We start from the raw sequence: 24,344 nt of genomic DNA, 5'->3' as shown, positions 1-24,344 counted from the left end.
ACGTCATGCCCGAACGGCCTTCGTCGCACCCCGTGGAAGGCCGCCCGCTGGGCGACCTCGGGCGCCGGATCACCCAGCGGCGTACGGAACTCGGCCTGAGCCGGCAGGAGACGGCCGCACGGGCGGGCATGTCGCCCGCCTACCTCCAGTACCTGGAGGAGCGGCCGCCGGCCGACCCGGGCGCGGGCACCCTCCTCCGGCTGGCGGGAGCACTGAAGACCACGGTGTGGCACCTGACCGGTGGCGACACCGAGCTGCCGCCGGGCCTCGGCCGGGCCGCCCGCACACCCCGTTTCGCGGAGCTGACCGAGGCGGAGTGCCGCTCCCTGCTCTCCACGCACGGGGTGGGACGCCTCGCCGTGCCCGCGGACGCCGGGCCGGTCGTCATCCCGGTCAACTACAGCGTCATCGAGGGTGGGATCGTCTTCCGCACCGCACCCGGCACCGCCCCGGCACAGGCGGCCGGCCACCGGGTCGCCTTCGAGGCCGACCGCATCGACGAGGCGTTCAGCGAGGGCTGGAGCGTCCTGGTGCGCGGGCCCGCGACGACCGTGACGGACCCGGACGAGGTCGCCCGTCTCGAAGAACAGGCGTACAGCACACCCTGGGCGGGAGGCCGCCGCGACCTGTGGCTGCGCATCGAGCCCGTCGCCGTCACGGGGCGCCGGATCACGGTGGTCTGAACGAGTTCACCCCCGGCCGCGCACGGCGCGCTGCCGCTGCCGCAGGGGGTGAAGAGGTCGAGCAGCCGGACCCGCGACGCGTGCAGCCGGTGGGCGATCACGCGGCCGACGCGGTCCGCGATCCCGCGGCCGAACTCGGGGTCCCGGGCGCACATCGCCCGTACGGCTTCCGCGTCGGACTCGTGGGCACCCACCTCCGTGCCCCACCACGTGGACAAGCGGCGCCGTTACGTGATCCACGAGGTGCACTCCGCCTGGAAGGCGAGGGGCCGACGCCCCCGGCCGGTGGTCTCCACCGGCCGGGGGCGTTCGCTATGCGCCTTTCCCCCGCCCCCGTACGCTGGCCGTCACCGCCAGGACGGACAGCACGACGAGCGCGGCTGCCGGGCCCAGTACGGTCCAGGGTGCCAGTTCGGCGTACGGCTGGTTCTCCGAGAGGAGGCGGCCCCACTCGGGGGTGGGCGGCTGCTCGCCCAGGCCGAGGAAGCCGAGCGAGGCCAGGACCAGGACGGTCGTGGGCAGCCGGAGCAGGGCGTTGCGCAGGAGCGCCGGGACCACCGAGGGGAGCAGGTGGCGGCGCAGCAGGTGCAGCCGCCCGGCGCCGAGCGCGACGGACGCGGCGATGTGCCCGCTCGCACGTTCCTGCTCCAGCAGCGCGGCGGTCTGGGCGGCGTACGGAGTCCAGCCCACCGCGCAGACCGCGCTCGCCGCGCCCCACACCGAGGGCCCGGTCACACCCGCGATCAGCAGGCCCGCGAGGACCGCGGGCAGCGTCGACACGACCTCCGTCGGCCCCGCGCTCGCCCGTGGTGCCAGGCCCAGCAGCAGTCCGGTGGCGGCGCTGACCGCCGTGACGGCCAGGGCGACGCCCGCGGTGCGCAGCGCACCGTGGCCCAGCCGGGCCAGCAGGTCACGGCCCAGGGCGTCCGTGCCCAGAGGGTGGTCGAGGGACGGCGACAGCAGCCGGGCCGTCGTGTCGACCTGGAGCGGGTCGCGCAGCAGGCCCGCCGTGACCAGGGCCAGCAGGACGAGGGCGCATGCGACGGTGATCCAGCGCAGGGAGGACGGCACCGTGAGCGGGGGCCGGTGCAGAGCGGGCAGGGCGCCGTCGAGCAGGGTCCGGCCGAGGAGTGCGTGACGCAGGGCGCGGATCACGATGCCCGCGCACACGCCGAGCAGGACCAGTGCCAGCGTCGCGGTCTGGAGCACCGGGAGGTCCTGGGCGACGGCGGAGTCGAGCGAGAGCCGGCCGAGGCCCGGGATATTGAAGATCTTCTCCACGGCGACCGCACCGCCGACCAGCGCCACGACGGTCGGCAGCAGCTGCGGCAGGATGCCGGGCAGGGTGCGGCGCAGCGCGCCCTGGGCGATGCGGCCGGGCGGGAGGCCGACGGCGTACGCGGTGCGCGCCCAGGGTTCGTGGAAGGCCGCGGGCAGCGCCTGGTCGAGCATGCCGCCGAGCATCGCGCCCGACGGGATGCCGAGGGCGAGCGAGGGCAGCAGCATCGACTGGGGCCCCTCCCATCCGCTGGAGGGGAACCACCCCCACCACACCCCGAACACGGTGGCCAGCACCGAGGCGAGCAGGAACTTCGGCAGTGACGCGAGGACGGCGGCGGTGGCGCCCGCCCGGTCCTGCCGCAGCCGGCGCCGGGCACCGAGGAAAACCGTACGGGCGCACACCAGTCCGGCGACCAGCGCCGTGACCGCGAACGCACCCAGCATCAGCGTGAGGGAGACCGACAGGGCGGTGCCCACCTGCGGCATGACGGGCGCGCCGGAGACCCATGAGACGCCCGCGTCCCCGCGCGGGAGGCCGCCCAGCCAGTGCGCGAGGTGGGCCCAGGGGCCTTCGTCCAGGCCCAGCTGCTCGCGTACGGCGGCCAGTTGGGCGGGTGTCGGATCCACGTCCGCCGAGCGGGCCCGCAGCACGGTGCGCGCGGGGTCGCTGCCGGACAGCCACGGCAGCGTGGCCACCGCCGCCAGCAGGGCGGCCCCGGCGAGGGCCCGGCCGGCCGCCAGCCGCCCGGTGTACGGGCGGGCGGCCGGGAGGTGAGCGACGGCCATACCGCTACTTCAGGTGCGTGTCGAGGTCGACCAGGGACCGCTCGCGCGGGTCGAGGACCACGCCCTCGACATCGGCGGCGACGCCCTGGACGACCCTCTCGTGGACCAGCGGCACGACGGCGTCCGTGCGGAGTATCTCCGCCTCAGCCTTCATGATCTTCTGGTGGCGCCGTTCCGTGTCGCTCTCCGCCGCGGCCGCCCGGATCGCCTTGTCCACGCCGGCATCCTTGAGGCGGGCGATGTTGTAGACGCCGTCACTCGTGAAGTCGCTGGCCAGGTAGGCGACCGCGTCGCCGGTGTCGAGGAGGGTCACGCGGGAGAAGACGAGGGCGTCGTAGCGGCCCGCGAGGAGGCCGGCCTCCATCTGCGTGTACTCGCGGACGTCCAGCTTCACCGTGAACCCGGCCTTCTCCAGCCGCTGCTGGAGGACGGTCGCCGCCTCGGGCAGCTCCGCGCGGTTCGTGATGGCGGCCAGGCGCAGCGTCTTGCCCTGGGTCTCGGCCTTGACCCGGGCGGGGGCCGCGGCCTTCGCCCGTCCGGTCACGGCGACGCGCAGGTCGGCGGCCCAGGGGACGGCGGGCCCGAAGAGGCCCTGGGCGGGGTCGGCGTAGCCGCCGAAGACGGAGTCGACGAGGTCGGTGCCCTCGACGGCCTCACGGGCGGCCGCCCGCAGGCCGGGGTCGGTGAACATGCCCTTGCCGGTGTTGAGGATCAGGCTGTCGGTGCGCACCGAGGAGACCACGTGCCGTGTGCCGGCTGTGAGCAGCTTCGCCTGCGAGGTCGGGATCCACTCGGCGATGTCGGCCTCGCCGCCGCGCAGCGCGTTGGCGCGTGCCGTGCCGTCCGGGATCCAGGTCACGTCGAGGCCGGGCGCCTTCGCCTTGCCACCCCAGTAGCCGTCGAACCGGTCGAGCGTGGCGCTGGTCTTGCCGTTCAGCTTCTTGATCACGAAGGGGCCGGACCCGGTGCCGACCGGGCTGACCGTGCCGTCCTTCGCGTACGCCTTCGCCGACAGGATCGCCAGTGCGGGGCTGGCCAGTCGCAGCGGCAGCACCGGGTCGGGCGACTTGGTGGTGAGGGTGACGGTGTCGGCGTCGTCGGCCTTGGCGGTGAGTGTCACGTCACTCAGCACGCGCGGCTTGGGCTGGGCGGCGCCCGCGTGCCCGAGCGCGTCGACGACGGACTTCGCGGTGAGCGGGGTGCCGTCCTGGAACTCGGCCTTGCGCAGCTCGAAGGTCCAGGTGGTCGCGTTGTCCTGCTTCCAGGACTTCGCGAGCGCGGGCGCGGCGGCACCGTTCTTGCCGAGGACGGTGAGTCCTTCCGCGACGGACAGCTTGCTGAGCAACGTCGCGTCGTTGCTGTAGGGGGAGAGCGCCTGTATGGGAGGGATGGCCAGGGCGATCCGCAGCCGTCCCTGCGATCCGTTTCCACCCGTCGCGCCGTCGTCGCCCGGCGCGAAGCAGCCGGCCAGCAGGGGAGTGAGGGCGAGCGCCGCTATGAGGCCGCGGGAGGTGGTGCGCATGGGGGGTCCTGTCGTGTGCGAGGCGGGCATGCCGATGGGACCCGGTCCGGGCCTTGATCGACAGGACACACCATATAAGGGGAGCCTTACCAAACCTGCCACGAGGAAGGTGAAATCTCAACAACCGGACGGTTTGCGGGTATCGACCACCCGTTCGGTGTGTGCCAGGGTGAGCGCCGTGGCGGAGACGAGGCGCACGACCGGACCGGACCCCGGACTGTTCGGTCCGCGATCGGTGACCTGGCAGCTGCACGGCGACCCCATGATGTGGATCGCCGGCATCCGTGCGCTCTACCTGCAGGCCCTGCACCCGCGCGCGGTACGCGGCGTCACCCAGAACTCCGACTTCCGCCGCGACGCGTGGGGCCGGCTGATGCGCACCGCCCACTTCGTCGGCACGACGACGTACGGCACCACCGAGGCGGCCGAGCGGGCGGGCGCCAGGGTCCGGAAGATCCACCGCAGGCTGACGGCGACCGACCCGGCCACAGGGGAGCGCTACGGCGTCGACGAGCCCGGGCTGCTCCTGTGGGTGCACTGCGCCGAGATCGACTCCTATCTGCACGTGCTGCGCAGGTCCGGCCTCCGGCTCACCGACGCCGAGGCCGACCGCTACCTCGCCGAACACCGCGAGAGCGCCCGCCTCGTGGGCCTCGACCCCGGCGCCGTACCGGGCAACCGGGCCGAGATGGCCGCGTACTTCGACAAGGTGCGCCCGGACCTCGCCGCCGGACCCGAGGCACGCGAGGTGGACGACTTCCTGCTCCGCCCGCCGACGCACCCCCTCCTCGTACCGGCGCGCGAGGTGCTGTGGCGGCGCGTGGCGCATCTGGCGTACGCCTCCCTGCCGCCGTACGCCCACGAGTTGTACGGCAGACCGGCCCCCGCGCCCGCCACCGTCACCCGCCAACTGCGCCTCGCGGGCCTCCTGCTGCGCCGCGTTCCCGCACGTGTGCGGTGGCAACTCCCGCCCAAACACATCCTGCGGGCCATGGCGAGGCTCGGCCCCGGCGCCCGCCCGGCACCGTACAAACTCGGACGATAGCCCGCCATACTGAGTGGGCCAGGGGGCGGGCGAACAGCTACCGGGGGGAGCGTCGCGCGACATGGGGGACAGCAGGCTCATCCAGGGCCGGTACCGGCTGCTCGATCTGATCGGGCGCGGCGGCATGGGCGAGGTGTGGCGGGCACGGGACGAGTCCCTGGGCCGGCACGTCGCCGTCAAGTGCCTCAAACCGCTGGGCCCGAACCACGACCACGCCTTCACCCGCGTACTGCGGGAGCGGTTCCGCCGCGAGGCCCGGGTGGCCGCCGCGCTCCAGCACCGCGGCATCACCGTCGTGCACGACTTCGGCGAAGCCGACGGCGTCCTTTACCTCGTCATGGAATTGCTCGACGGCCGCAACCTCAGCCAGCTCCTGGAGGACAACAAGCAGCACCCGCTGCCGGTCGCGGACGTCATGGAGATCGCCGAGCAGGTCGCCGCCGCCCTCGCCTACTGCCACGAACAGGGCATCGTCCACCGGGACCTGAAGCCCGCCAACATCGTGCGGCTCGGCGACGGCACGGTGAAGATCTGCGACTTCGGCATCGCCCGCCTCGGTCACGACATCGGCTTCACCTCCCGGCTGACCGGCACCGGCATCGCCATGGGCACCCCGCACTACATGTCCCCGGAGCAGATCGGCGGCGACGGGGTCGACCACCGCAGCGACCTCTACTCCTTCGGGTGCGTCCTGTACGAGATCGCCACCGGCGTACCGCCGTTCGACCTCGACGACGCCTGGGCCGTCCTCGTCGGCCACCGCGACACCCCGCCCCGCCCGCCGCGCGAGCACCGGGCCGAACTGCCCGAGTACCTGGAGCGGGTCGTCCTCGACCTGCTCGCCAAGGAACCCGGGCAACGCCCCGACGACGCCCGTGAGCTGGCCCGCCGGATCAGCGCCCACCGGGCCGCCCCGGCGTACGTGCCCGCCGTCGCGGCGGCCCGCCCGGCCCCCGGCGGGACGGCGGGCGCGGCCAGGCTGCCGTCCTGGACCCGCGGCATGACCACCGGCCACAAGGCGACCGGCACCGGGCTGCGCACCACGCCCGCGGACCCCTCGGCGGGACTGTCCGGCGAGTGGATCGCACGGCCCGCCACCGGCCCCGTCATCGAGGAACCCGCCCCCGCCCGGCGGCCCGCCCCGCCCACGGAGGTCCTGACCGCCCTGGCCGGCCGGCACAACGCGGGCCTGAGCCTCGGACGGCTCGGCCGCTGGGCGGAGGCGGGCGAGGTGCACCGGGCGGTCGCCGCCGAACGCGAGCACCTCCTCGGGCCCGACCACCCCGACACCCTCTCCAGCCGCTACGAGGTCGCCTTCACCCTCAGCCGCACCGGCCGCGCCGCGGACGCCCTGCGCGAGTACAAGCACGTCGCCGAGGCCAGGATCCGCACCCTCGGCGCCGACCACGCCGACACCCTGGCCGCCCGCCAGGAGATGGCCTACGTGCTCGGCCAAATGGGCCGTCCCTTCGACGCCCACCGCGTCTACACCTCGGTGCTCACCGCCCGCGAGCACACCATGGGCCCCGACCACCCCGACACCCTGCGCTGCCGCCACAACCTCGCCTTCAACCTCAGCCGCCTCGGCCGCCTGGAGGACTCGTACCGCATGGCCCGCGAGGTGGCCACCGCCCGCGCCCGGGTCCTCGGCCCGGACCACCCCGACACGCTCGTCACCCGCTACGAAGTCGCCTACGCCCTCGGTCAGCTGGGCCGCTGGCCCGAAGCCCTGGAGACCTACCGCGAGGTCGCCGAGGCCCGCGGCCGCGCCCTCGGCCCCGACCACCCCGACACCCTCGCCGCCCGGCACGAGATCGGCATCAGCCTGGGCCGCCTCGGCCGCAGCGCGGAGGCCCTTGACCTCTACCGCGGCCTGGCCGAGGACCGCGGCCGCAGCCAGGGCCCCACCCACCCCGAAACCCTGCGCGCCCGCCACGGCCGCTGCGTCAACCTCGGACGGCTCGGCCGCTGGGAGGAGGCCCTCACCGAATCCCGGGAGGTCGCCGCCCTCCGCGAACAGGTCCTCGGCCCCGACCACCCGGACACCCTGGTCAGCCTGCGCGAGGTCGCCGTCGGCCTCGGCTGGCTGGGCCGCTGGGCCGACGCGCTCACCGAGTACCGGCGCGTGGCCGGCGCCCGCGAACGCGTCCTCGGCACCGACCACCCCGACACCCTCGCCAGCCGCAACGACGAGGCCCACTGCCTGGAGCAGCTCGGCCGCGGCGCCGAGGCCGTGGCCCTGTACCGAAGAGTGGCGGCCCTGCGAGAGCAGCGGGCCGCGGCCGCACGCTGACCCCGGGCAGCCGGGCAGGCGCCGTCTGGCCGACCCGGATCACCCCGTGTTACCAAGAACCATGACCGCACCCGAGGGACCCCGCGCACACCGGACGTACGACGCCGTCATCGTCGGCGGCGGCCACAACGGCCTGGTGGCCGCCGCCTATCTGGCCCGGGCCGGGCGTTCCGTACTCGTACTGGAGCGGCTGGACCACACCGGCGGCGCGGCGGTGTCCACCCGGCCCTTCGCCGGGGTCGACGCCCGGCTGTCCCGCTACTCGTACCTGGTCAGCCTGCTGCCGAAGAAGATCGTCCGGGACCTCGGCCTGGACTTCCGGGTCCGCACCCGGACCGTCTCCTCCTACACACCCGCCGAGCGCGACGGGCGCCCCACCGGTCTCCTCGTCGGCGGCGGCGAGCGGCGCACCCGTGAGGCGTTCACCCGGCTCACCGGCTCCGACCGCGAGTACCGGGCCTGGCAGGAGTTCTACGGCATGACCGGCCGCGCCGCCCGGCGGATCTTCCCGACCCTCACGGAGCCGCTGCCCACCCGCGCCGAACTGCGGGGCCGCCTCGACGACGAGGAAGCCTGGCGGACGCTCTTCGAGGAGCCGATCGGCAGCGCCGTCGAAGAGCGTTTCGAGGACGACCTGGTGCGTGGCGTCGTCCTCACCGACGCCCTCATCGGCACCTTCGCCGACGCCCACGACCCCTCCCTGAAGCAGAACCGCTGCTTCCTCTACCACGTGATCGGCGGCGGCACCGGCGACTGGGACGTACCGGTCGGCGGCATGGGAGCCCTCACCGACGCCCTCGCCGGCACGGCACGCGCGGCGGGCGCGGTCCTCGCCACCGGTCACGAGGCGCTGCGCATCACCACGGACGGCCGAACCGCCGAGGTCACGTATCGCACGGCCGACGGCGAAGGCACCGTCGCCGCCCGCCACGTCCTGGTGAACGCCTCACCGCAGGCCCTGGCCGACCTGACGGGCGACACACCTCCGGAGCCCGCCGAGGGCGCACAGCTCAAGGTCAACATGCTGCTCAAGCGGCTGCCGCGGCTGCGCGACGGCTCCGTCGACCCGCGGGAGGCCTTCGCCGGCACCTTCCACATCGCCGAGGGCTACGAGCAACTGGCCACCGCCCACGCCCAGGCCGCCGCCGGGGAGCTGCCCGCCGCGCCGCCCTCCGAGATCTACTGCCACTCGCTCACCGACCCGACCATCCTCGGGTCCGGCCTGGCCGAACAGGGCTACCAGACGCTCACCCTCTTCGGCCTGCACACCCCGGCCCGCCTGTTCGAGCGGGACAACGACGCCGTACGCGAGGACCTGCTGAAGTCCACCCTCGCCCAGCTCGACGCCCACCTGGCCGAACCCCTCGCCGACTGCCTGGCCACCGACGCCGACGGACGCCCCTGCATCGAGGCCCGGACCCCCCTCGACCTGGAGCGGGACCTCGGCCTGCCCGGCGGCAACATCTTCCACCGCGAACTCAGCTGGCCCTACGCCCAGGACGGCACCGGCCGCTGGGGCGTGGAGACCGCGCACGCCAACGTGCTGCTGTGCGGGGCCGGTGCGGTCCGCGGGGGCGGGGTCAGCGGGGTACCGGGGCACAACGCGGCCATGGCCGTGCTGGAGAACACCGGAGGGTGACCGCTCAGTCGGCCTCCCGCGTCCACCCCTCGGCCTTCAGGCGCGCCCCGTCCGCCGGACGCGTCTCGTCGAACAGGACGTCCCCGGGCGCCTCCACCCGCAGCCCGTCCACGTAGCAGCCGCGCCCGACGTACAGCCGGTCCGTCGCGTACCGCCAGCGCAGGGCGAGTTCCCTCGCGGCCGGGAGGCCGGCGGTGAGCTGGTGCCACACGCGGCCGGACCAGCCCGTGACCGAGCCCGAGGGGTGCTGCTCGGGGCCCTGACCGCGGCGGGAGGTCGTGAAGGGCACCGGCTGCCAGGTCGTGCCGCCGTCGGTCGTGGCCTCCAGGACCAGGACGTCGGCCCCGGGCTCGGTGTCCCACCACAGCGCGCAACGCAGCCGCGCCCGCCCGGCAGAGGTGTCCAGCACCGGAAGCGCGAGGGTCGCCGCGGTGGCGAGCGCCATCCCGGAGAACCAGGCCGTGCGTCCCCGCGCCGGCCGGACCGGCACGGCTCGCGCCATGTTGTTCGCCGCGGCGACCCTGGGCGCCGAACCGGAACGCCAGCTGCGCACCGGATGAACCGAGTTGCCGAGGACGACGAGGAACGAGTCGGTCGTCGGGTCGAGCACGAGCGAAGTGCCCGTGAACCCGGTGTGTCCCGCGCTGCGCGGCGTGGCCATCGCGCCCATGTACCAGTGCTGGTAGAGCTCGAACCCGAGGCCGTGCTCGTCTCCGGGGAAGGCCGTGTTGAAGTCGGTGAACATCAGCTCCACCGACTCCGGCGTCAGGATCCTGGACCGCCCGTAGACACCGCCGTTGAGCAGCGTACGGCCGAGCACCGCCAGGTCCCACGCGTCGGAGAACACGCCCGCGTGGCCCGCGACCCCGCCCAGGCCGAAGGCGTTCTCGTCATGCACCTCGCCCCACACCAGACCCCGGTTCAGACCGGACCACGGTGCCCGCGCGTCCTCCGTGGCCGCGATCTTCGGCCGCCAGGACGCGGGCGGGTTGTAACGGGTGCGGCGCAGGCCGAGCGGCCCGGTGATCTCGTCCCGGAGCAGGACGTCCAGGGTGCGGCCGGTGACCCGTTCCAGCACGAGCTGGAGCGAGATGAGGTTCAGGTCCGAGTACAGGTACGCCGTGCCCGGCGCGCTGACCGGTGCCTCGTTCCAGATGCGCTGGAGTTTCTCCTCGTACGTCGGAGCGCTGTACAGCGGGATCCAGGCGCGGAATCCGGAGGTGTGGGTCAGGAGCTGACGGATCGTGATGTCCTGCTTGCCCGCACGCCCGAAGTCCGGCAGGTACGAGGCGACCTTCGCCTCCAGCTCCAGTGCGCCCCGCTCCATCTGCTGCACGGCGAGGATCGAGGTGAACAGCTTCGACACCGACGCCAGGTCGAAGACGGTGTCCTCGGCCATCGGGATCTGCTCGCCGGGCGGGAACTCGATGCCGGTGTCGGTCTTCTCGTCGTAGGCCCGGTAGCGCACCGCCATGCCGATGGGCCGGTGCAGCGCGACCGTGCCGCCGCGTCCGGCGAGCAGCACGGCGCCCGCGTACCAGGGGTGTGCGGGGGAGGGGCCGAGGAACGCCTTCGCGTCGGTGACGAGCCGGCGCAGGTGGGAGGAGAGCAGCCCGGCGCGGGCGGCGGAGCCGTGCCGCAGGGTGGGGCGGTGGCCGGCCCCGCCCGGAGCGGCCGAGGCGGGCCCGGCGGGCAACGGGGAGAGGGCGAGCGCGCCGCCCAGGGCCAGCCCCGCCCGGCCCAGTTGACGTCGGGTCAGTTCGCTGCTCGCAGGTCTGTCGGTCACCGCACACACACCCCTTCGTCCCAACCGTCTCGCATGTCCCGTGCAGTATGTCCGCCGCGCGTCTCCGCATACAGACCGCACGCACGGGCCGGCGACGGCCTGAATCTGACGGAGCATCAGAAAACCCCTTCCGTCCTCCGGAGGACTCCGGCATCCTGCGCCCATGCAGACGGAGCTGAGCCAGACACTGGGAATCGAGCACGCCGTCTTCGGCTTCACGCCGTTCCCCGCCGTCGCCGCGGCCATCAGCCGGGCCGGTGGCTTCGGCGTGCTCGGCGCGGTCCGCTACACCGCCCCCGACGAGCTCCAACGCGACCTGGACTGGATCGAGGCACACGTCGACGGCAGACCGTACGGCCTGGACGTCGTCATGCCGGCGAAGAAGGTCGAAGACGTCACGGAGGCCGACGTCGAGGCGATGATCCCCGAGGGCCACCGGCAGTTCGTCCGGGACACCCTCGCCAAGCACGGTGTGCCCGAACTCGCCGAGGGCGAGGCGTCCGGCTGGCGCATCACGGGCTGGATGGAGCAGGTCGCCCGCAGCCAGCTCGACGTCGCCTTCGACTACCCGATCCGGCTCCTCGCCAACGCCCTCGGCTCACCGCCCGCCGACGTCATCGCCCGCGCCCACGACCAGGACGTCCTCGTCGCCGCACTCGCGGGCAGCGCCCGGCACGCCCGCAAGCACCGGGACGCCGGGATCGACATCGTCGTGGCGCAGGGCTACGAGGCGGGCGGCCACACCGGCGAGATCGCCTCCATGGTGCTCACCCCGGAGGTGGTCGACGCCGTCGACCCGCTGCCCGTGCTGGCCGCCGGCGGCATCGGCAGCGGGCAGCAGGTGGCCGCCGCGCTCGCCCTCGGCGCCCAGGGGGTATGGCTGGGCTCCCTGTGGCTGACCACCACGGAAGCGGACCTCCACTCACCCGCCCTGACCCGCAAGCTCCTCGCGGCCGGCTCCGGGGACACCGTCCGGTCCCGGGCGCTGACGGGCAAGCCCGCACGCCAGTTGCGCACCGAGTGGACCGACGCCTGGGACGACCCGGAGGGGCCCGGCACCCTCCCCATGCCCCTGCAGGGGCTGCTGGTCGCCGAGGCCGTGTCGCGCATCCAGAAGTACGAGGTCGACCCGCTGCTCGGCACCCCGGTCGGACAGATCGTCGGCCGGATGACCAGCGAACGCAGCGTCCAGGCGGTCTTCGACGACCTCACCCGCGGCTTCGAGCGGGCCGTGGACCGCGTCAACCGCATCGCCGGAAGGAGCGGACAGTGAACACCCAAGCTCCCGTGGGCTTCTGGGCCCAGGCCGCCATCGACCCCGACCGCGCGGTCATGGTCGCCCCCGACGGCGAGGAGTGGACCGCCGGACGCCTGCACGCCGCCGCCAACCGGCTCGTGCACGGCCTGCGCGCGGCCGGGCTGGAACGCGGCGACACCTTCGCGGTGGTCCTGCCCAACGGCGTCGAGTTCCTCACCGCGTACCTCGCCGCGAGCCAGGCCGGGTTCTATCTCGTGCCCGTCAACCACCACCTGGTCGGGCCGGAGATCGCCTGGATCGTCTCCGACTCCGGCGCCAAGGTCCTCCTCGCCCACGAGCGCTTCGCCGCCGCGGCCCGCGCCGCCGCCGACGAGGCCGGTCTGCCGCACACGTACCGGTACGCCGTCGGCACGGTCGAGGGCTTCCGCCCGTACGCCGAACTCCTCACCGGACAGCCCGAGTCACCGCCGGCGGACCGCACCCTCGGCTGGGTCATGAACTACACGTCCGGCACCACCGGACGCCCCCGCGGCATCCGCCGCCCCCTGCCCGGCAAACCCCCGGAGGAGGCCTACCTCGGCGGGTTCCTCGGCATCTTCGGCATCCGCCCGTTCGACGACAACGTGCACCTGGTCTGCTCGCCGCTCTACCACACGGCCGTGCTCCAGTTCGCCGGCGCGTCCCTGCACATCGGCCACCGGCTGGTCCTCATGGACAAGTGGACGCCCGAGGAGATGCTCCGCCTCATCGACGCCCACCGCTGCACCCACACCCATATGGTCCCCACCCAGTTCCACCGCCTGCTGGCCCTGCCCGACGCGGTGAAGGACCGCTACGACGTCTCCTCGATGCGCCACGCCATCCACGGCGCCGCGCCCTGCCCCGACCATGTGAAGCGGGCCATGCTCGACTGGTGGGGGCCCTGTGTGGAGGAGTACTACGCCGCCAGTGAGGGCGGCGGCGCCTTCGCCACTGCCGGGGACTGGCTGAAGAAGCCCGGCACCGTCGGCAAGGCCTGGCCCATCAGCGAACTCGCCGTCTTCGACGACGACGGCAACCGGCTGCCGCCCGGCGAACTCGGCACCGTCTACATGAAGATGAACACCGGTGGCTTCTCGTACCACAAGGACGAGGCCAAGACCCGCAAGAACCGCATCGGCGACTTCTTCACCGTCGGCGACCTCGGCCACCTCGACGAGGACGGGTACCTCTTCCTGCGCGACCGCAAGATCGACCTGATCATCTCCGGCGGCGTCAACATCTACCCGGCCGAGATCGAGTCGGCCCTGCTCGCCCACCCGGCCGTCGCGGACGCCGCCGTCTTCGGAATTCCGCACGACGACTGGGGCGAGGAGGTCAAGGCGGTCGTGGAACCGGCCCCCGGACACCGTCCCGGGCCCGCCCTCGCCGCCGACCTCCTCGACCACTGCGCCCACCGGCTCGCCGGCTACAAGCGGCCCCGGAGCGTCGACTTCATCACCGAGATGCCCCGCGACCCCAACGGCAAGCTGTACAAGCGGCGGCTGCGGGAACCGTACTGGGAGGGCCGGACGCGCCCGGTGTGAGCGCGCCCGGCCCCTGGGCGGTGTCCCGCTCAGCGGCGCTCGTGCACCCGCACCACCTTCAGCTTCGGCGAGGCCAGGATGTCCTTCTCGCAGAAGCGCGACGTCACCCAGCGTTCACCGGAGAACAGCCGGGTCTGGTCGGCGTGGTGCGGTGATGTCGGGTCAGACGACTGGGCGTACGTCAGCAGCGTGCGCGCCACCGGGCAGCGACTGCCGTCCCAGCCGACGGCCTGGAGGTGGCTGGAGCCGAACGGCACCTCCCTATAGCCCCCGGATGCCGCGTCCCACGTCGGCTCGATCACGTTCCACACGCCGAGCCGCCCCGAGCCGCCCGGCACGGGCAGACGCTCGCCGCCGCGGACGACGAACTGGTGCGCGCCGAGCGGCGCGTCGAGCGCGATGCCTGCGGCCCGCAGCTCGCCCACCGCGTCGGCGAGGGCGGTGGGGAAGCCGGGCGCGTCCGTGTTCAGGGTGTTCGGGGTGCGGACCGGGTCCGCCGCCGAGTACGGCACCTTCCACAACCGGTCGGCCGGCACCACCTGTTCGAGCCTGCGCCAGAACCGGTCGAAGAGAAGCGCTCCGCGGCTCCCGGTGTCCATGGTGCGGTCCCATGCCTTCAGCACCCCGCAGGCCTCCGACACGTCGACGGTCTTGCCGTCGCCACCCGTCGCGGTGCCCCCGGGCAGCGTGGCGCACGCCCGAGCCACGTCACCGACGGCGAGATCACCCGCCGGCACCCGGTTGGCGAACTGCTGCCGTTGCAGGTCGCGTACGGTCAGGCCGCCGCGGTCCGCCATCGCCGCCACGTCCTCGATCGCGCCACGGGTGCGCAGGCCGAGCTGTGTGCCGACCGTGCCGAAGATCCGCTCATAGCCGGTGAGCGGCCGGTCGGTGTTCGTCATCCACGCGGTGCCGTTGGAGTTCTCCGCGTACGGGGCGTCCTTCAGCGTCGGCATCCTCGCCGGGCCGAAGATCCCCGGCACGACGGCGTCGGAGTCACCGCCGAGAGCGCAGTCGCCGCGCGAGCCGTCGAGGATCGCGATGCCGGACGCCGGGTACGTGGTCCTGCCGAGCTCCGTCGAGCAGCGCCGGGCCAGGTCGTCGGTGATGCGGGGGAGCACCTGCGACTGGGTGAAGAGGGAGCGTCCCGCACGGTCGGCGGCGAGCGTGTTCACCCAGGGGAGGCCCTGGTGCCGGTCGAGGGAGGCGAGGACGTCGGCCGTGCTCCGCGCCTTGCCGAAGCCGAGCGAGGTGTCGGCGAAGCGGAGGTTCGAGGCGTTGGGGTCGTGGAGGGCGTACGCCGTCTTCTCGGTCCAGGGCAGGGGGACCTGGGGGCTGAGGGAGGTGACGACCGGGCCGTAGCGGGTCCACCACTGGGTGCGGGTGACCGGCGCGCCGTCCTTCACGGCGACCGTCACGGTCCGCTTCGTCATGCGCTCCGGCCTGCCGTCTACGAGGTACGTCGTGGGATCGGCCGCATCGAGCGTCAGCCGGTGGAAGTTGGCCGGGATGCCGGTGGAGACCGTGTGGCTCCACGCCACATGTGCGTTGAAGCCGATGGAGACCGCCGGGGTGCCGAGCAGGGACCCGCCGGACACGTTCAGCTCGCCCGGGATCGTCTGCTGCGACTGCCAGAACCGGCGCCCGCCCTCCCACGGGTAGTGCGGGTTGCCCAGCAGCAGACCACGGCCGCTCGCCGTCGTGTCACCGCGGAAGGCGACCGCGTTGGAGCCCATGCCCGGGTCGCCCCACAGCTCCTCCGCCGCCTTCGCCACGGCCCTGGCGCCCGGCACGCGGGCGGACGGAGCGCCGGAGGGCGCGGTGCCGCCGGCCGGCGGCTGCGCGGCCGTGATCGTCTCGACGAACCGTCCCTGGCCGGATATCGAGGCGATGGCCAGGCCGCGGGCCGCCACGTCCAGCTCGGTGACCGGCCGCACCCAGGACGCGCCCGCACAGGCCGGATCCGTGACCTTCTTCTGCTTCAGCCAGGTGTTGTAACCGGCGGCCCAGCCCCGCATCATGGCCCGGACCTCACGGCTCGGCCCCACGGGAGCGGGCTCGGCGAGGTGCTTCCGCACCGTGCGGGTCTCGCGGACCCCGCGGAAGTACAGGTCACTGGCGAGGTTCGTCCTGGCCGCCGAAAGATCGCCGCCGGCGGACGCGTCGGCACCGAAGTACCGGGACCGCTCGCCCCGCAGCGTCACAAACCCGTCGGCGAGCGTGCACACCTCGTCGGCGGCCTGCGCCCAGCCCGTACCGAAGCCCAGGCCGGCGTAGTTCTTGGCGAGGATGTGCGGGATGCCGTACTCCGTGTAGCGGATGACGGCGGACAGACCGTCGTGGGAAGGGTGTTGCTCCGCTCGCTGCTGGGTCGTGGCGGCTGCCGCGGGTAACGCGGACGCGGCGGTGAACAGGGCCGTGGCCCCGAGAACGAGTCGTCTCAGACGACTGCGCATCGTGCCCTCCAACATCGTCGGGGGATGGAAGCGCCGACGGCACGCACCCTGTTTCGAACGTCTGTCGGCTTCATGACACCGGACGCCGTCGGCACCGGCAGGGTTGCTCATGGCCGAACACCGCCCCTGCCCGTGCCCATCGGGGTCCTTGACCTCCACGGGCCGTGAACCGAGGATCATGTGTCATGACGACGTCCGGACACGGCAGCACGGTCGACGCGGTCCTGCGGCGCAGCGCCCGGCGGACACCGGCACGCGTCGCGGTGGAGTACGCAGAGCGCAGCTGGACGTACGACGAACTCGACACCGCCGTCTCCCGGGCGGCGAGCGTCCTCCTCGACCAGGGGCTGGCCCCCGGGGACCGGGTGGGCGCCTACGGCCACAACTCCGACGCCTACCTGATCGCCTTCCTGGCCTGCGCCCGCGCCGGACTGGTGCACGTGCCCGTCAACCAGAACCTGACCGGCGACGACCTCGCCTACATCGTCGGCCAGTCCGGCAGCTCCCTCGTCCTCACCGACCCGGACCTCGCGCCGCGACTGCCGGAAGGCGTACGGGCCTTGCCCCTGCGGGACGCCGAGGACTCGCTGCTCGCGCGGCTGCCCGGGGCGCCCGCGTACGACGGCCCCGAGCCGCGCACCGAAGACCTCGTGCAGCTGCTGTACACGTCCGGCACGACCGCCCTGCCCAAGGGCGCGATGATGACGCACCGGGCCCTGGTGCACGAGTACCTGAGCGCGATCACGGCCCTCGACCTCAGTGCGGGCGACCGGCCCGCGCACTCCCTGCCGCTGTACCACTCGGCCCAGATGCACGTCTTTCTGCTGCCCTACCTCACCGTCGGCGCGACGAACATCATCCTCGACGCGCCCGACGGCGACCGGCTCTTCGACCTGATCGAATCGGGCCGTGCGGACAGCCTGTTCGCGCCGCCCACCGTCTGGATCGCCCTGGCCAACCGGCCCGACTTCGCGACCCGTGACCTGTCCGGCCTGCGCAAGGCCTACTACGGCGCGTCGATCATGCCGGTCCCCGTACTCGAACGGCTCCGGGAGCGCCTGCCGGGCCTGGCCTTCTACAACTGCTTCGGCCAGAGCGAGATCGGCCCCCTCGCCACGGTGCTCGCGCCCGACGAGCACAAAGGCCGTATGGACTCCTGCGGCCGGCCCGTGCTGTTCGTGGACGCGCGGGTGGTCGACGAGGACGGCAAGGACGTCCCCGACGGCACCCCCGGTGAGATCGTCTACCGCTCCCCGCAACTGTGCGAGGGCTACTGGGACAAGCCCGAGGAGACCGCCGAGGCCTTCCGTAACGGCTGGTTCCGCTCCGGCGATCTCGCGGTACGCGACGCGCACGGCTACTACACGATCGTCGACCGGGTGAAGGACGTCATCAACTCCGGTGGTGTGGTCGTCGCCTCACGCCAGGTCGAGGACGCGCTGTACACCCACCCCGCAGTCGCCGAGGCCGCGGTCGTGGGCCTGCCGGACGAGCGCTGGATCGAGGCGGTGACGGCCGTCGTCGTGCCACGCGGCGACGTCTCCGAGGCGGAACTGATCGACCACGTCCGCGGGAAACTCGCCCACTTCAAGGCGCCGAAGCGGGTGGTGTTCGTGGACGAACTCCCGCGCAACGCCAGCGGGAAGATCCTCAAGCGGGAGCTGAGGAACGAACTCGGGACGCGGTAGCGCGCACGAGCCGCAGAACCCGGTTGTGCCGGACCGGCTCCGGACACCAGGATCGGCGGCATGCCGATCTTCCGTGCCCCGGACGGGACCCGACTCACCTACCACCTGCGCGGCGAGGGCGAGCCGCTCGTCGTGCTGCCCGGCGGACCCATGCGGGCCTCCGCCTACCTGGGGAACCTGGGCGGACTGGACGCCCACCGGCAGCTGGTGCTGCTCGACCTGCGCGGCACGGGGGAGTCCGAGGTACCGGAGCATACGGGCACGTACCGCTGCGACCGGCTCGTGGACGACGTCGAGGCGTTGCGGCGCCGGCTGGGCCGGGAGCGGCTGGACGTGCTCGCGCACTCGGCGGGCGGCAGTCTCGCCATGCTGTACGCGGCCCGGCATCCGCAGCGGCTGGGACGGCTGGCGCTGATCACCGCCACGCCGTGGGCCCTCGGCATGCCCGCGACGGCCCGGGACCGGCTGGCGGCGGCCCGGCTGCGCGCGTCCGAACCCTGGTTCGCGGACGCGTTCCCGCCGTTCGAGGCCTGGCTGGAGGGCAAGGGCGACTTCGACCCGGCATTCCTCCCGTTCTTCTACGGGCGGTGGGACGACACCGCCCGGGCCCACGCCGACCGTGAGGAGGCCGAGACCAACGACGACGCCGCGGAGATCTACGGTGCCGACGGCGCCTACCAACCGGACGCGACCCGCAGCGCGCTCGCCCGCGTGCGAACCCCTGTACTCGTCCTGGCCGGTGAAGTCGACGGCGGCCCGAGCCCGGCGCTCGCCCGGAAGGCTGCACAGGCCTTCCCCTCCGCCGAGTTCGCGGTGCAGCCGGGTGCGGGACACTACCCGTGGCTCGACGACCCGGACCGGTTCGTGCGGCGCGTGGCCGGCTTCTTCGCCTGACGCGGCAGGCACCCCTCTGCTGTCGGCAGAACGGCCCCGGCCCGGCGGCGCCCCTCGCCTACCGTGCCGGTATGGACGACCGACCGCGCACCCTACGGGCGAACGGCATCACCCAGGCCTACCGCGTCTGGGGACCGCAGGACGCACCGCCCCTCCTGCTGCTGCACGCCCGCGGGGCCGACGGCGGCGACTGGGCGGAGATCGCCCCCGCCCTGGCCACGGGGGCAGCGGGGCCCCGCCGGGTCTACGCGCCCGATCTGCGCGGACACGGCCGCAGCGACTGGCCCGGCAGATACGCGTACGAGACCCTGCGCGACGACGTTCACGCCTTCCTCCGCACGCTCGGCATCGAGCGCGCCGACGTCGTGGGCCACTCGCTCGGCGGCGCCGTCGCCTACCTGCTCGCCCAACGCGGCCCGGGACTCGTCCGGCGGCTCGTCCTGGAGGACGTGCCCGCGCCCTTCCCGCTGGACCCGCCGCGCCCACCCGCCGAACGGCCCGCCGGGGACCTGCCGTACGACTGGGCCATGATCCTCGCCACCGACGAACAGCGCAACGCACCGAACCCCGAGTGGTGGGACCACATGGGGCGGATCACGAGCCCCACTCTGCTGATCGGCGGCGGGCCGGGCAGCCTGATCCCGCAGGAGCAGATCGCCGCCTTCGCCGAACTGCTCCCCGACGCCCGGCACATCACCGTCGACGCGGGGCATCTCGTGCACGAGGCCCGCCCGGAGGAGTTCCTCGCGGCCGTCGAGAACTTCCTCAGCCCTGCGGACCGTACGCCGTCATGAAGCGGTCGCGGAACTTGTCCATGCCCCACCGGGGGGCGTTCGCGGCCGGCTTGAGGCCGTCCGTCCAGTTCCAGTCGGCGACCCGGTCCAGGACCTTCTTGTCCTTGGCGACGATGGTGACCGGCACGTCCTTGCCGGTGTCCCCGGCGGTGACGGTCGGTACCGGCTGGTGGTCGCCGAGGAAGACCAGCACCGTGTCCTCGTCGCCGTAGCGCTCGACCCACTCGGTCAGGCTCCGGATCGAGTACTCGATGGCCCGCCGGTACTCGGTGCGCACCCTCTCCGGGTCCTTCCAGACCTCCGTGGGGTTGGTGCCCTCCTTCTTGATCCGGTGGAACACCGAGCCGTCGCCGAGGTCGTCCCAGTCGATCATCCGCGCGATGGGGGACCAGGGGTTGTGGCTCGACGCCAGGATGATCTCCGCCATGATCGGCTCGCGGTCCTTCTTGCCGTGCTCCAGCCGCTGGAAGGCCTCCATGCTGAACTGGTCGGGCACGGGCGTCCAGCTGAAGTACGGGCCGTGGTAGCCGAGGTGCTCGGAGTCGTAGATGTGGTCCAGGCCGAAGTACTTCCCCTCCGGCCAGGCCCGCCGCACCCCCGGCACGATGCCGACGGTCCGCCAGGCGCCTGTCTTCCCGAAGTACTTCGTCAGCGTCATGCGATCGCTCGTGGTCAGGTTGCGGTACCGCTGCTGGTTCTTGATCCACAGGCCGGACAGGAAGGTCGAGTGGGCGAGCCAGCTGCCCGCGCCCGTCACCGGCGACTGCAACCAGCCGCTGCGCGACGCGAACCCGGCCGCCTTCAGCCGGCCGGTGCCCTCCTTGAGGACCGTGTCGGTCTGCTGCGCCATCGCCGGGTCGTCGATCGCGACCCGGCCGTAGCTCTCGATGAAGGTGAACAGGACGTCCTTACCGCGCAGTCCCGTGAGCAGCTGGTCGGGCGGCGTCTTCGCGAAGGCGTCGACGGCGGCCTGCTTCTCGAAGACCCGTGCGTCCTTCAGGCCCGCCCGGACCTGCTCCACCCGGTTGCCCAGGAACTCAGCGTTGCCCTTGGTGGCGATCGGCACCGTGCCGATCTGGAGGCCCAGGGTCATGCAGGTCATCCACGCCGTGCCGAGGATCAGCGTCGCACGGGCGGCGACGGGCCGGTGCCGGACCATCAGACGGGTCAGCCGCACCACGGAGAGGGTCGTGAGGACCAGCACCGCGACGAACAGCACGATCACGCCGGTCACGGCCAGCACCTGGCCGGTACGGCCGAACGTCTCCCTCAGGAAGTCCGTGCCGTTCTCGATCAGGATCCAGTCCAGCACCAGGTCGAAGGGGCGGGCCAGGATCTGGTAGAAGCCCATGTCCACGAACTTCAGGATCGTGACCAGGCCGAGGAACGCGCCCATGACCACGGCGGCGATCCGGCGGGCCTTCGGCGGCAGGGCGAGCAGCAGGCCCGCGAGCAGCACGCCCTCGGCGGGGATCCTGACGAACGAGGCGAACTCGATCTTGTCGACCTGATTGGGCACGAGCAGCGCGAACAGCACGAGGGCACCCGCCAGCACGGTGGTTCCCACGCTGACGCCGCGTGCCACCCGGGGATAGCGGCGCCGCCAGCCGAACCAGCCGGGCTTCGGCGCACCGGGGGGCCCGTCGGAACCCGGGCCGGGAGCCGGGTCCGGGTCAGGGGCCGTGTCCTGGCCGGCGTCCACAGCCGTGCCCGGTGAGGTCTCCACCGCCGTGTCCGGTTCGTCCTTCGGGGCGGTGCCCGGCGCCGCCTCCTCAGCTGTGTCCGGTTCCGTCTCCGCACCCGTGTCCGGTTCCGCGTCCGGCCTCTCCGCCTCGGCCCGTTCCCCGGCCGGATCCTCTGCCGCCGTGTCGTCATCCGGTTCCGCTCCGCCCTCGGTCGGGTCCGAGAGCTGACGGGAGCGAGTGAAAGGCGACACCCGGTGGTCCTTCCGTGCGGTCTTGCTGGCATGGCTGACAGAGCCCGGAGTCCGAGCCTGCCACCACCAGTACGTCCGCACGTCATCCTGGGTTCAACGTTCCGGCCGGAGAATCACCCGTCCGCCGCCACTGCCACCTCCCGGGCCCACCGGTAGTCCGCCTTGCCGCTCGGCGACCGCCGGATCGATTCGGTGATCACCAGCCGGCGCGGGACCTTGTAGCCGGCGAGCCGGTCACGGCAGTGCGTGCGGATGTCCTCCAGCGACAGCCGTGCCGCCCCCTCGCGCAGTTGCACCACCGCCGCCACGTGGTGGCCCCACCGGGGGTCGGGCACCCCGGCCACCAGCGCGTCGTAGACGTCCGGGTGGGACTTCAGGGCCTGCTCGACCTCCTCCGGGTACACCTTCTCGCCGCCGGTGTTGATGCACTGCGAGCCCCGGCCCAGGACGGTGACCACGCCCTCCTCGTCGACGGTGGCCATGTCGCCGAGCAGCACCCACCGCTCGCCGTCCCTCTCGAAGAAGGTCGCGGCGGTCTTGACCGGGTCGTTGTAGTAGCCGAGCGGCACGTGTCCGCACTGGGCGATCCGGCCCACCTCACCGGCCGGCACCGGCGCGTACGTGGCCGGGTCGACCACCTGGGTGCGGGCGTTGACCCGCACCCGGAAGCCCCGCTCCGGACCGGAGTCCTCGGTCGCCGTGCCGTTGAAGCCGGACTCCGAGGAGCCGAAGTTGTTCAGCAGCATGGCGTTCGGCACCAGCGCCTGGAACTGCCGGCGCACCGTGTCCGACATGATCGCGCCGGACGACGACACGCTGAACAGCGACGAGCGGTCGATGTGCCGCAGCGGTCCGCTCAGGGCGTCGATCAGCGGCCGCAGCATGGCGTCGCCCACCAGCGAGATGCTGCTGACCCGCTCCTTCTCCACGGTCCGCAGCACCTCCTCGGGCACGAACTTGCGGTGGATGACGACCCGCTGCCCGAAGTTGAAGCCGATGAACGCGGTGAGGGTGGAGGTGCCGTGCATCAGCGGGGCCGTCGGGAAAAACGTGATGCCCGCGCCACCGGCCGCGACCCGCTCCGCCAGTTCCTCCGGCTTCTTCACCGGTTCCCCGGTCGGGGCGCCCCCGCCGAGGCCCGCGAAGAACAGGTCCTCCTGCCGCCACATCACGCCCTTGGGCATGCCGGTCGTGCCGCCGGTGTAGATGATGAACTGGTCGTCGGCCGAGCGGGACGGGAATCCGCGCTCGGGCGACCCGGCGGCCTCCACCTGCGCGAACTCCACGCAGGGCACCTCCGCGGCTCCCGGCGGCGCAGTGCCCACCCGGATCAGATGCCGCAGCTTCTCCGCCCGGGGACGCGCCGCCGCCACCCGGTCCGTGAACTCGGCGTCGAAGACCAGCGCGACCAGGTCGGCGTCCCGGTAGAGGTACACCAGCTCCTCTTCGACATAGCGGTAGTTGACGTTGACCGGCACGATCCGCGCCTTCAGGCAGCCCAGCACCGTCTGGAGGTACTCCACCCCGTTGTAGAGGTGGAGCCCGAGGTGCTCGCCGGGGCGTATCCCGCTGTCGAGCAGGTGGTGCCCGACGCGGTCGGCCGCCGCGTCCAGCTCCGCGTACGTCAGGCGTCGCTCCGCGCCCGTGCCGGGATGGTCGGCGTACACCAGCGCCTCACGGCCGGGGACGACGTCGACGACCGACTCGAACAGGTCGGCAAGGTTGTACTCCACCGCTCCTCCTGACCCCGGGCGTGCCTGGCATCGGACGGTTCGCCGGTCATCAGAGCAAAGGGCGGTCCAACTGTGAAGGGTCTCCGCGAAAGAATCTGACTGACTGTCAGAAAACCCTTGAAGTGCTTCCCGCCCTACTGCAACCTGTTCTCGTTCCAGGAGACGGGAGTTCGCCATGGGCGGGACGGAACACCTCACCGTGCAGCGCGAAGGCGCCACACTGGTGCTCACGCTCAACAGGCCGGAAGCCAGGAACGCGCTCTCGCTGCCGATGCTCGTCGGCCTCCACGACGGGTGGCTGGAGGCCGACGCGGACGACTCGGTCCGCTCGATCGTCTTCACCGGCGCTGGCGGCTCGTTCTGCTCCGGCATGGACCTCAAGGCCCTCGCCGGGAACGGCATGGCCGGGGAGGAGTACCGCGACCGGCTCAAGGCCGACCCCGACCTGCACTGGAAGGCCATGCTGCGTCATCACCGCCCGCGCAAACCGGTGATCGCCGCCGTCGAGGGGGCGTGCGTCGCGGGCGGCACCGAGATGCTCCAGGGCACCGACATCCGGGTCGCCGCCGAGTCCGCCACCTTCGGCCTGTTCGAAGTGCGGCGGGGCCTGTTCCCGATCGGCGGCTCCACGGTCCGCCTGCAACGCCAGATCCCGCGCACCCACGCCCTGGAGATGCTCCTCACCGGCCGCCCCTACAGCGCCCGCGAGGCCGCCGCCATCGGCCTGGTCGGCCGCGTCGTCCCCGACGGCACGGCACTCGACGCAGCCCTGGAGATCGCCGAGCGGATCAACTCCTGCGGCCCGCTGGCCGTCGAAGCCGTCAAGGCCTCCGTCTACGAGACCGCCGAGATGACCGAGTCCGACGGCCTCGCCGCCGAACTCGCCCGCGGCTGGCCGGTCTTCGACACCGCCGACGCCAAGGAGGGCGCCCGCGCCTTCGCGGAGAAGCGACCGCCCGTCTTCAAGCGAGCCTGACCGTGCGCG

16 protein-coding genes and 1 pseudogene are annotated in these 24,344 nt (G+C 72.9%); 10 read left to right on the top strand and 7 right to left on the bottom strand.

What is annotated here, in order from left to right; genetic code table 11:
* Window positions 1–5: 5 nt before the first annotated feature.
* Window positions 6–683 carry a helix-turn-helix domain-containing protein gene (locus OO68_RS18485; RefSeq protein ID WP_033309483.1) on the top strand — a complete coding sequence of 226 codons (678 nt, stop codon included), beginning with the start codon at window positions 6–8 and terminating at the stop codon, window positions 681–683.
* 29 nt (window positions 684–712) lie between these two features.
* Here the strand turns inward: OO68_RS18485 and OO68_RS47700 are convergent.
* The 3 genes and pseudogenes from OO68_RS47700 to OO68_RS18475 all read right to left on the bottom strand — a co-directional run.
* Window positions 713–877 (bottom strand): annotated as a pseudogene (locus tag OO68_RS47700) (regulator); the annotation flags it as partial.
* Between the two features lie 118 nt (window positions 878–995).
* Entirely contained in the window at window positions 996–2,750 is a 1,755-nt protein-coding gene (locus tag OO68_RS18480; protein WP_051814711.1) for an ABC transporter permease subunit, read from the bottom strand.
* Window positions 2,751–2,754: 4 nt separating this feature from the next.
* Window positions 2,755–4,272: an ABC transporter substrate-binding protein gene (locus tag OO68_RS18475; protein ID WP_033309482.1), complete on the bottom strand. Its 1,518-nt coding sequence runs from the start codon at window positions 4,270–4,272 to the stop codon at window positions 2,755–2,757.
* 178 nt (window positions 4,273–4,450) lie between these two features.
* Between OO68_RS18475 and OO68_RS18470 the strand changes: the two genes are divergently transcribed.
* From OO68_RS18470 to OO68_RS18460, 3 genes are all read left to right on the top strand, one after another.
* Complete coding sequence (locus tag OO68_RS18470) at window positions 4,451–5,317, top strand: oxygenase MpaB family protein (RefSeq protein ID WP_033309481.1); 867 nt, start codon at window positions 4,451–4,453, stop codon at window positions 5,315–5,317.
* A 61-nt stretch (window positions 5,318–5,378) separates the two neighbouring features.
* Entirely contained in the window at window positions 5,379–7,610 is a 2,232-nt protein-coding gene (locus OO68_RS18465) for a serine/threonine-protein kinase (RefSeq protein WP_033309480.1), read from the top strand.
* Window positions 7,611–7,671: 61 nt separating this feature from the next.
* The gene (locus OO68_RS18460) at window positions 7,672–9,249 is read left to right on the top strand and encodes a phytoene desaturase family protein (RefSeq protein WP_106974368.1); all 1,578 of its coding nucleotides are present in this window, start codon (window positions 7,672–7,674) and stop codon (window positions 9,247–9,249) included.
* 4 nt (window positions 9,250–9,253) lie between these two features.
* Here OO68_RS18460 and OO68_RS18455 read toward each other — a convergent pair whose 3' ends face one another.
* Window positions 9,254–11,035 carry a serine hydrolase domain-containing protein gene (locus OO68_RS18455; protein WP_033309479.1) on the bottom strand — a complete coding sequence of 594 codons (1,782 nt, stop codon included), beginning with the start codon at window positions 11,033–11,035 and terminating at the stop codon, window positions 9,254–9,256.
* Window positions 11,036–11,198: 163 nt separating this feature from the next.
* Between OO68_RS18455 and OO68_RS18450 the strand changes: the two genes are divergently transcribed.
* The gene (locus OO68_RS18450; RefSeq protein ID WP_033309478.1) at window positions 11,199–12,308 is read left to right on the top strand and encodes an NAD(P)H-dependent flavin oxidoreductase; all 1,110 of its coding nucleotides are present in this window, start codon (window positions 11,199–11,201) and stop codon (window positions 12,306–12,308) included.
* Window positions 12,305–13,858: an acyl-CoA synthetase gene (locus tag OO68_RS18445; protein WP_033309477.1), complete on the top strand. Its 1,554-nt coding sequence runs from the start codon at window positions 12,305–12,307 to the stop codon at window positions 13,856–13,858. The genes OO68_RS18450 and OO68_RS18445 overlap by 4 nt, the downstream gene beginning before the upstream one ends.
* Before the next feature lie 29 nt (window positions 13,859–13,887).
* Here the strand turns inward: OO68_RS18445 and OO68_RS18440 are convergent, their stop codons facing one another.
* Window positions 13,888–16,314: a penicillin acylase family protein gene (locus tag OO68_RS18440; RefSeq protein ID WP_033309476.1), complete on the bottom strand. Its 2,427-nt coding sequence runs from the start codon at window positions 16,312–16,314 to the stop codon at window positions 13,888–13,890.
* Between the two features lie 185 nt (window positions 16,315–16,499).
* On the opposite strand from OO68_RS18440, the gene OO68_RS18435 reads away from it, so the two are divergent.
* From OO68_RS18435 to OO68_RS18425, 3 genes are all read left to right on the top strand, one after another.
* Window positions 16,500–18,002 (top strand): acyl-CoA synthetase, encoded by a 1,503-nt coding sequence (locus tag OO68_RS18435; RefSeq protein ID WP_033309475.1) that lies wholly within the window; start codon window positions 16,500–16,502, stop codon window positions 18,000–18,002.
* A 60-nt stretch (window positions 18,003–18,062) separates the two neighbouring features.
* Window positions 18,063–18,896 (top strand): alpha/beta fold hydrolase, encoded by an 834-nt coding sequence (locus tag OO68_RS18430; RefSeq protein ID WP_033309474.1) that lies wholly within the window; start codon window positions 18,063–18,065, stop codon window positions 18,894–18,896.
* Between the two features lie 71 nt (window positions 18,897–18,967).
* Entirely contained in the window at window positions 18,968–19,690 is a 723-nt protein-coding gene (locus tag OO68_RS18425) for an alpha/beta fold hydrolase (protein ID WP_033309473.1), read from the top strand.
* On the opposite strand, the gene OO68_RS18420 is transcribed toward OO68_RS18425, so the two are convergent.
* Window positions 19,662–21,626, bottom strand: coding sequence for an LTA synthase family protein (locus OO68_RS18420; RefSeq protein WP_033309472.1), 1,965 nt, complete (start codon window positions 21,624–21,626; stop codon window positions 19,662–19,664). The two genes, OO68_RS18425 and OO68_RS18420, sit on opposite strands and share 29 nt — an antisense overlap.
* A 113-nt stretch (window positions 21,627–21,739) precedes the next feature.
* Entirely contained in the window at window positions 21,740–23,359 is a 1,620-nt protein-coding gene (locus tag OO68_RS18415; RefSeq protein WP_033309471.1) for an acyl-CoA synthetase, read from the bottom strand.
* Window positions 23,360–23,534: 175 nt separating this feature from the next.
* On the opposite strand from OO68_RS18415, the gene OO68_RS18410 reads away from it, so the two are divergent.
* Entirely contained in the window at window positions 23,535–24,335 is an 801-nt protein-coding gene (locus OO68_RS18410; protein WP_033309470.1) for a crotonase/enoyl-CoA hydratase family protein, read from the top strand.
* The last annotated feature ends 9 nt before the right edge of the window (window positions 24,336–24,344 follow it).

This window comes from Streptomyces iakyrus (assembly GCF_000717055.1).
Taxonomy (GTDB): domain Bacteria; phylum Actinomycetota; class Actinomycetes; order Streptomycetales; family Streptomycetaceae; genus Streptomyces; species Streptomyces iakyrus.
The sequence above is the reverse complement of the archived record's forward strand: the minus strand, read 5'-3'. Positions and strand labels throughout refer to the sequence as shown.

Coding starts and splice junctions, on each gene's coding strand:
- OO68_RS18485 (WP_033309483.1), top strand. CDS start 6: ATGCCCGAACGGCCTTCGTCGCACCCCGTGGAAGGCCGCCCGCTGGGC.
- OO68_RS18480 (WP_051814711.1), bottom strand. CDS start 2,750: ATGGCCGTCGCTCACCTCCCGGCCGCCCGCCCGTACACCGGGCGGCTG.
- OO68_RS18475 (WP_033309482.1), bottom strand. CDS start 4,272: ATGCGCACCACCTCCCGCGGCCTCATAGCGGCGCTCGCCCTCACTCCC.
- OO68_RS18465 (WP_033309480.1), top strand. CDS start 5,379: ATGGGGGACAGCAGGCTCATCCAGGGCCGGTACCGGCTGCTCGATCTG.
- OO68_RS18460 (WP_106974368.1), top strand. CDS start 7,672: ATGACCGCACCCGAGGGACCCCGCGCACACCGGACGTACGACGCCGTC.
- OO68_RS18450 (WP_033309478.1), top strand. CDS start 11,199: ATGCAGACGGAGCTGAGCCAGACACTGGGAATCGAGCACGCCGTCTTC.
- OO68_RS18440 (WP_033309476.1), bottom strand. CDS start 16,314: ATGCGCAGTCGTCTGAGACGACTCGTTCTCGGGGCCACGGCCCTGTTC.
- OO68_RS18435 (WP_033309475.1), top strand. CDS start 16,500: ATGACGACGTCCGGACACGGCAGCACGGTCGACGCGGTCCTGCGGCGC.
- OO68_RS18430 (WP_033309474.1), top strand. CDS start 18,063: ATGCCGATCTTCCGTGCCCCGGACGGGACCCGACTCACCTACCACCTG.
- OO68_RS18425 (WP_033309473.1), top strand. CDS start 18,968: ATGGACGACCGACCGCGCACCCTACGGGCGAACGGCATCACCCAGGCC.
- OO68_RS18410 (WP_033309470.1), top strand. CDS start 23,535: ATGGGCGGGACGGAACACCTCACCGTGCAGCGCGAAGGCGCCACACTG.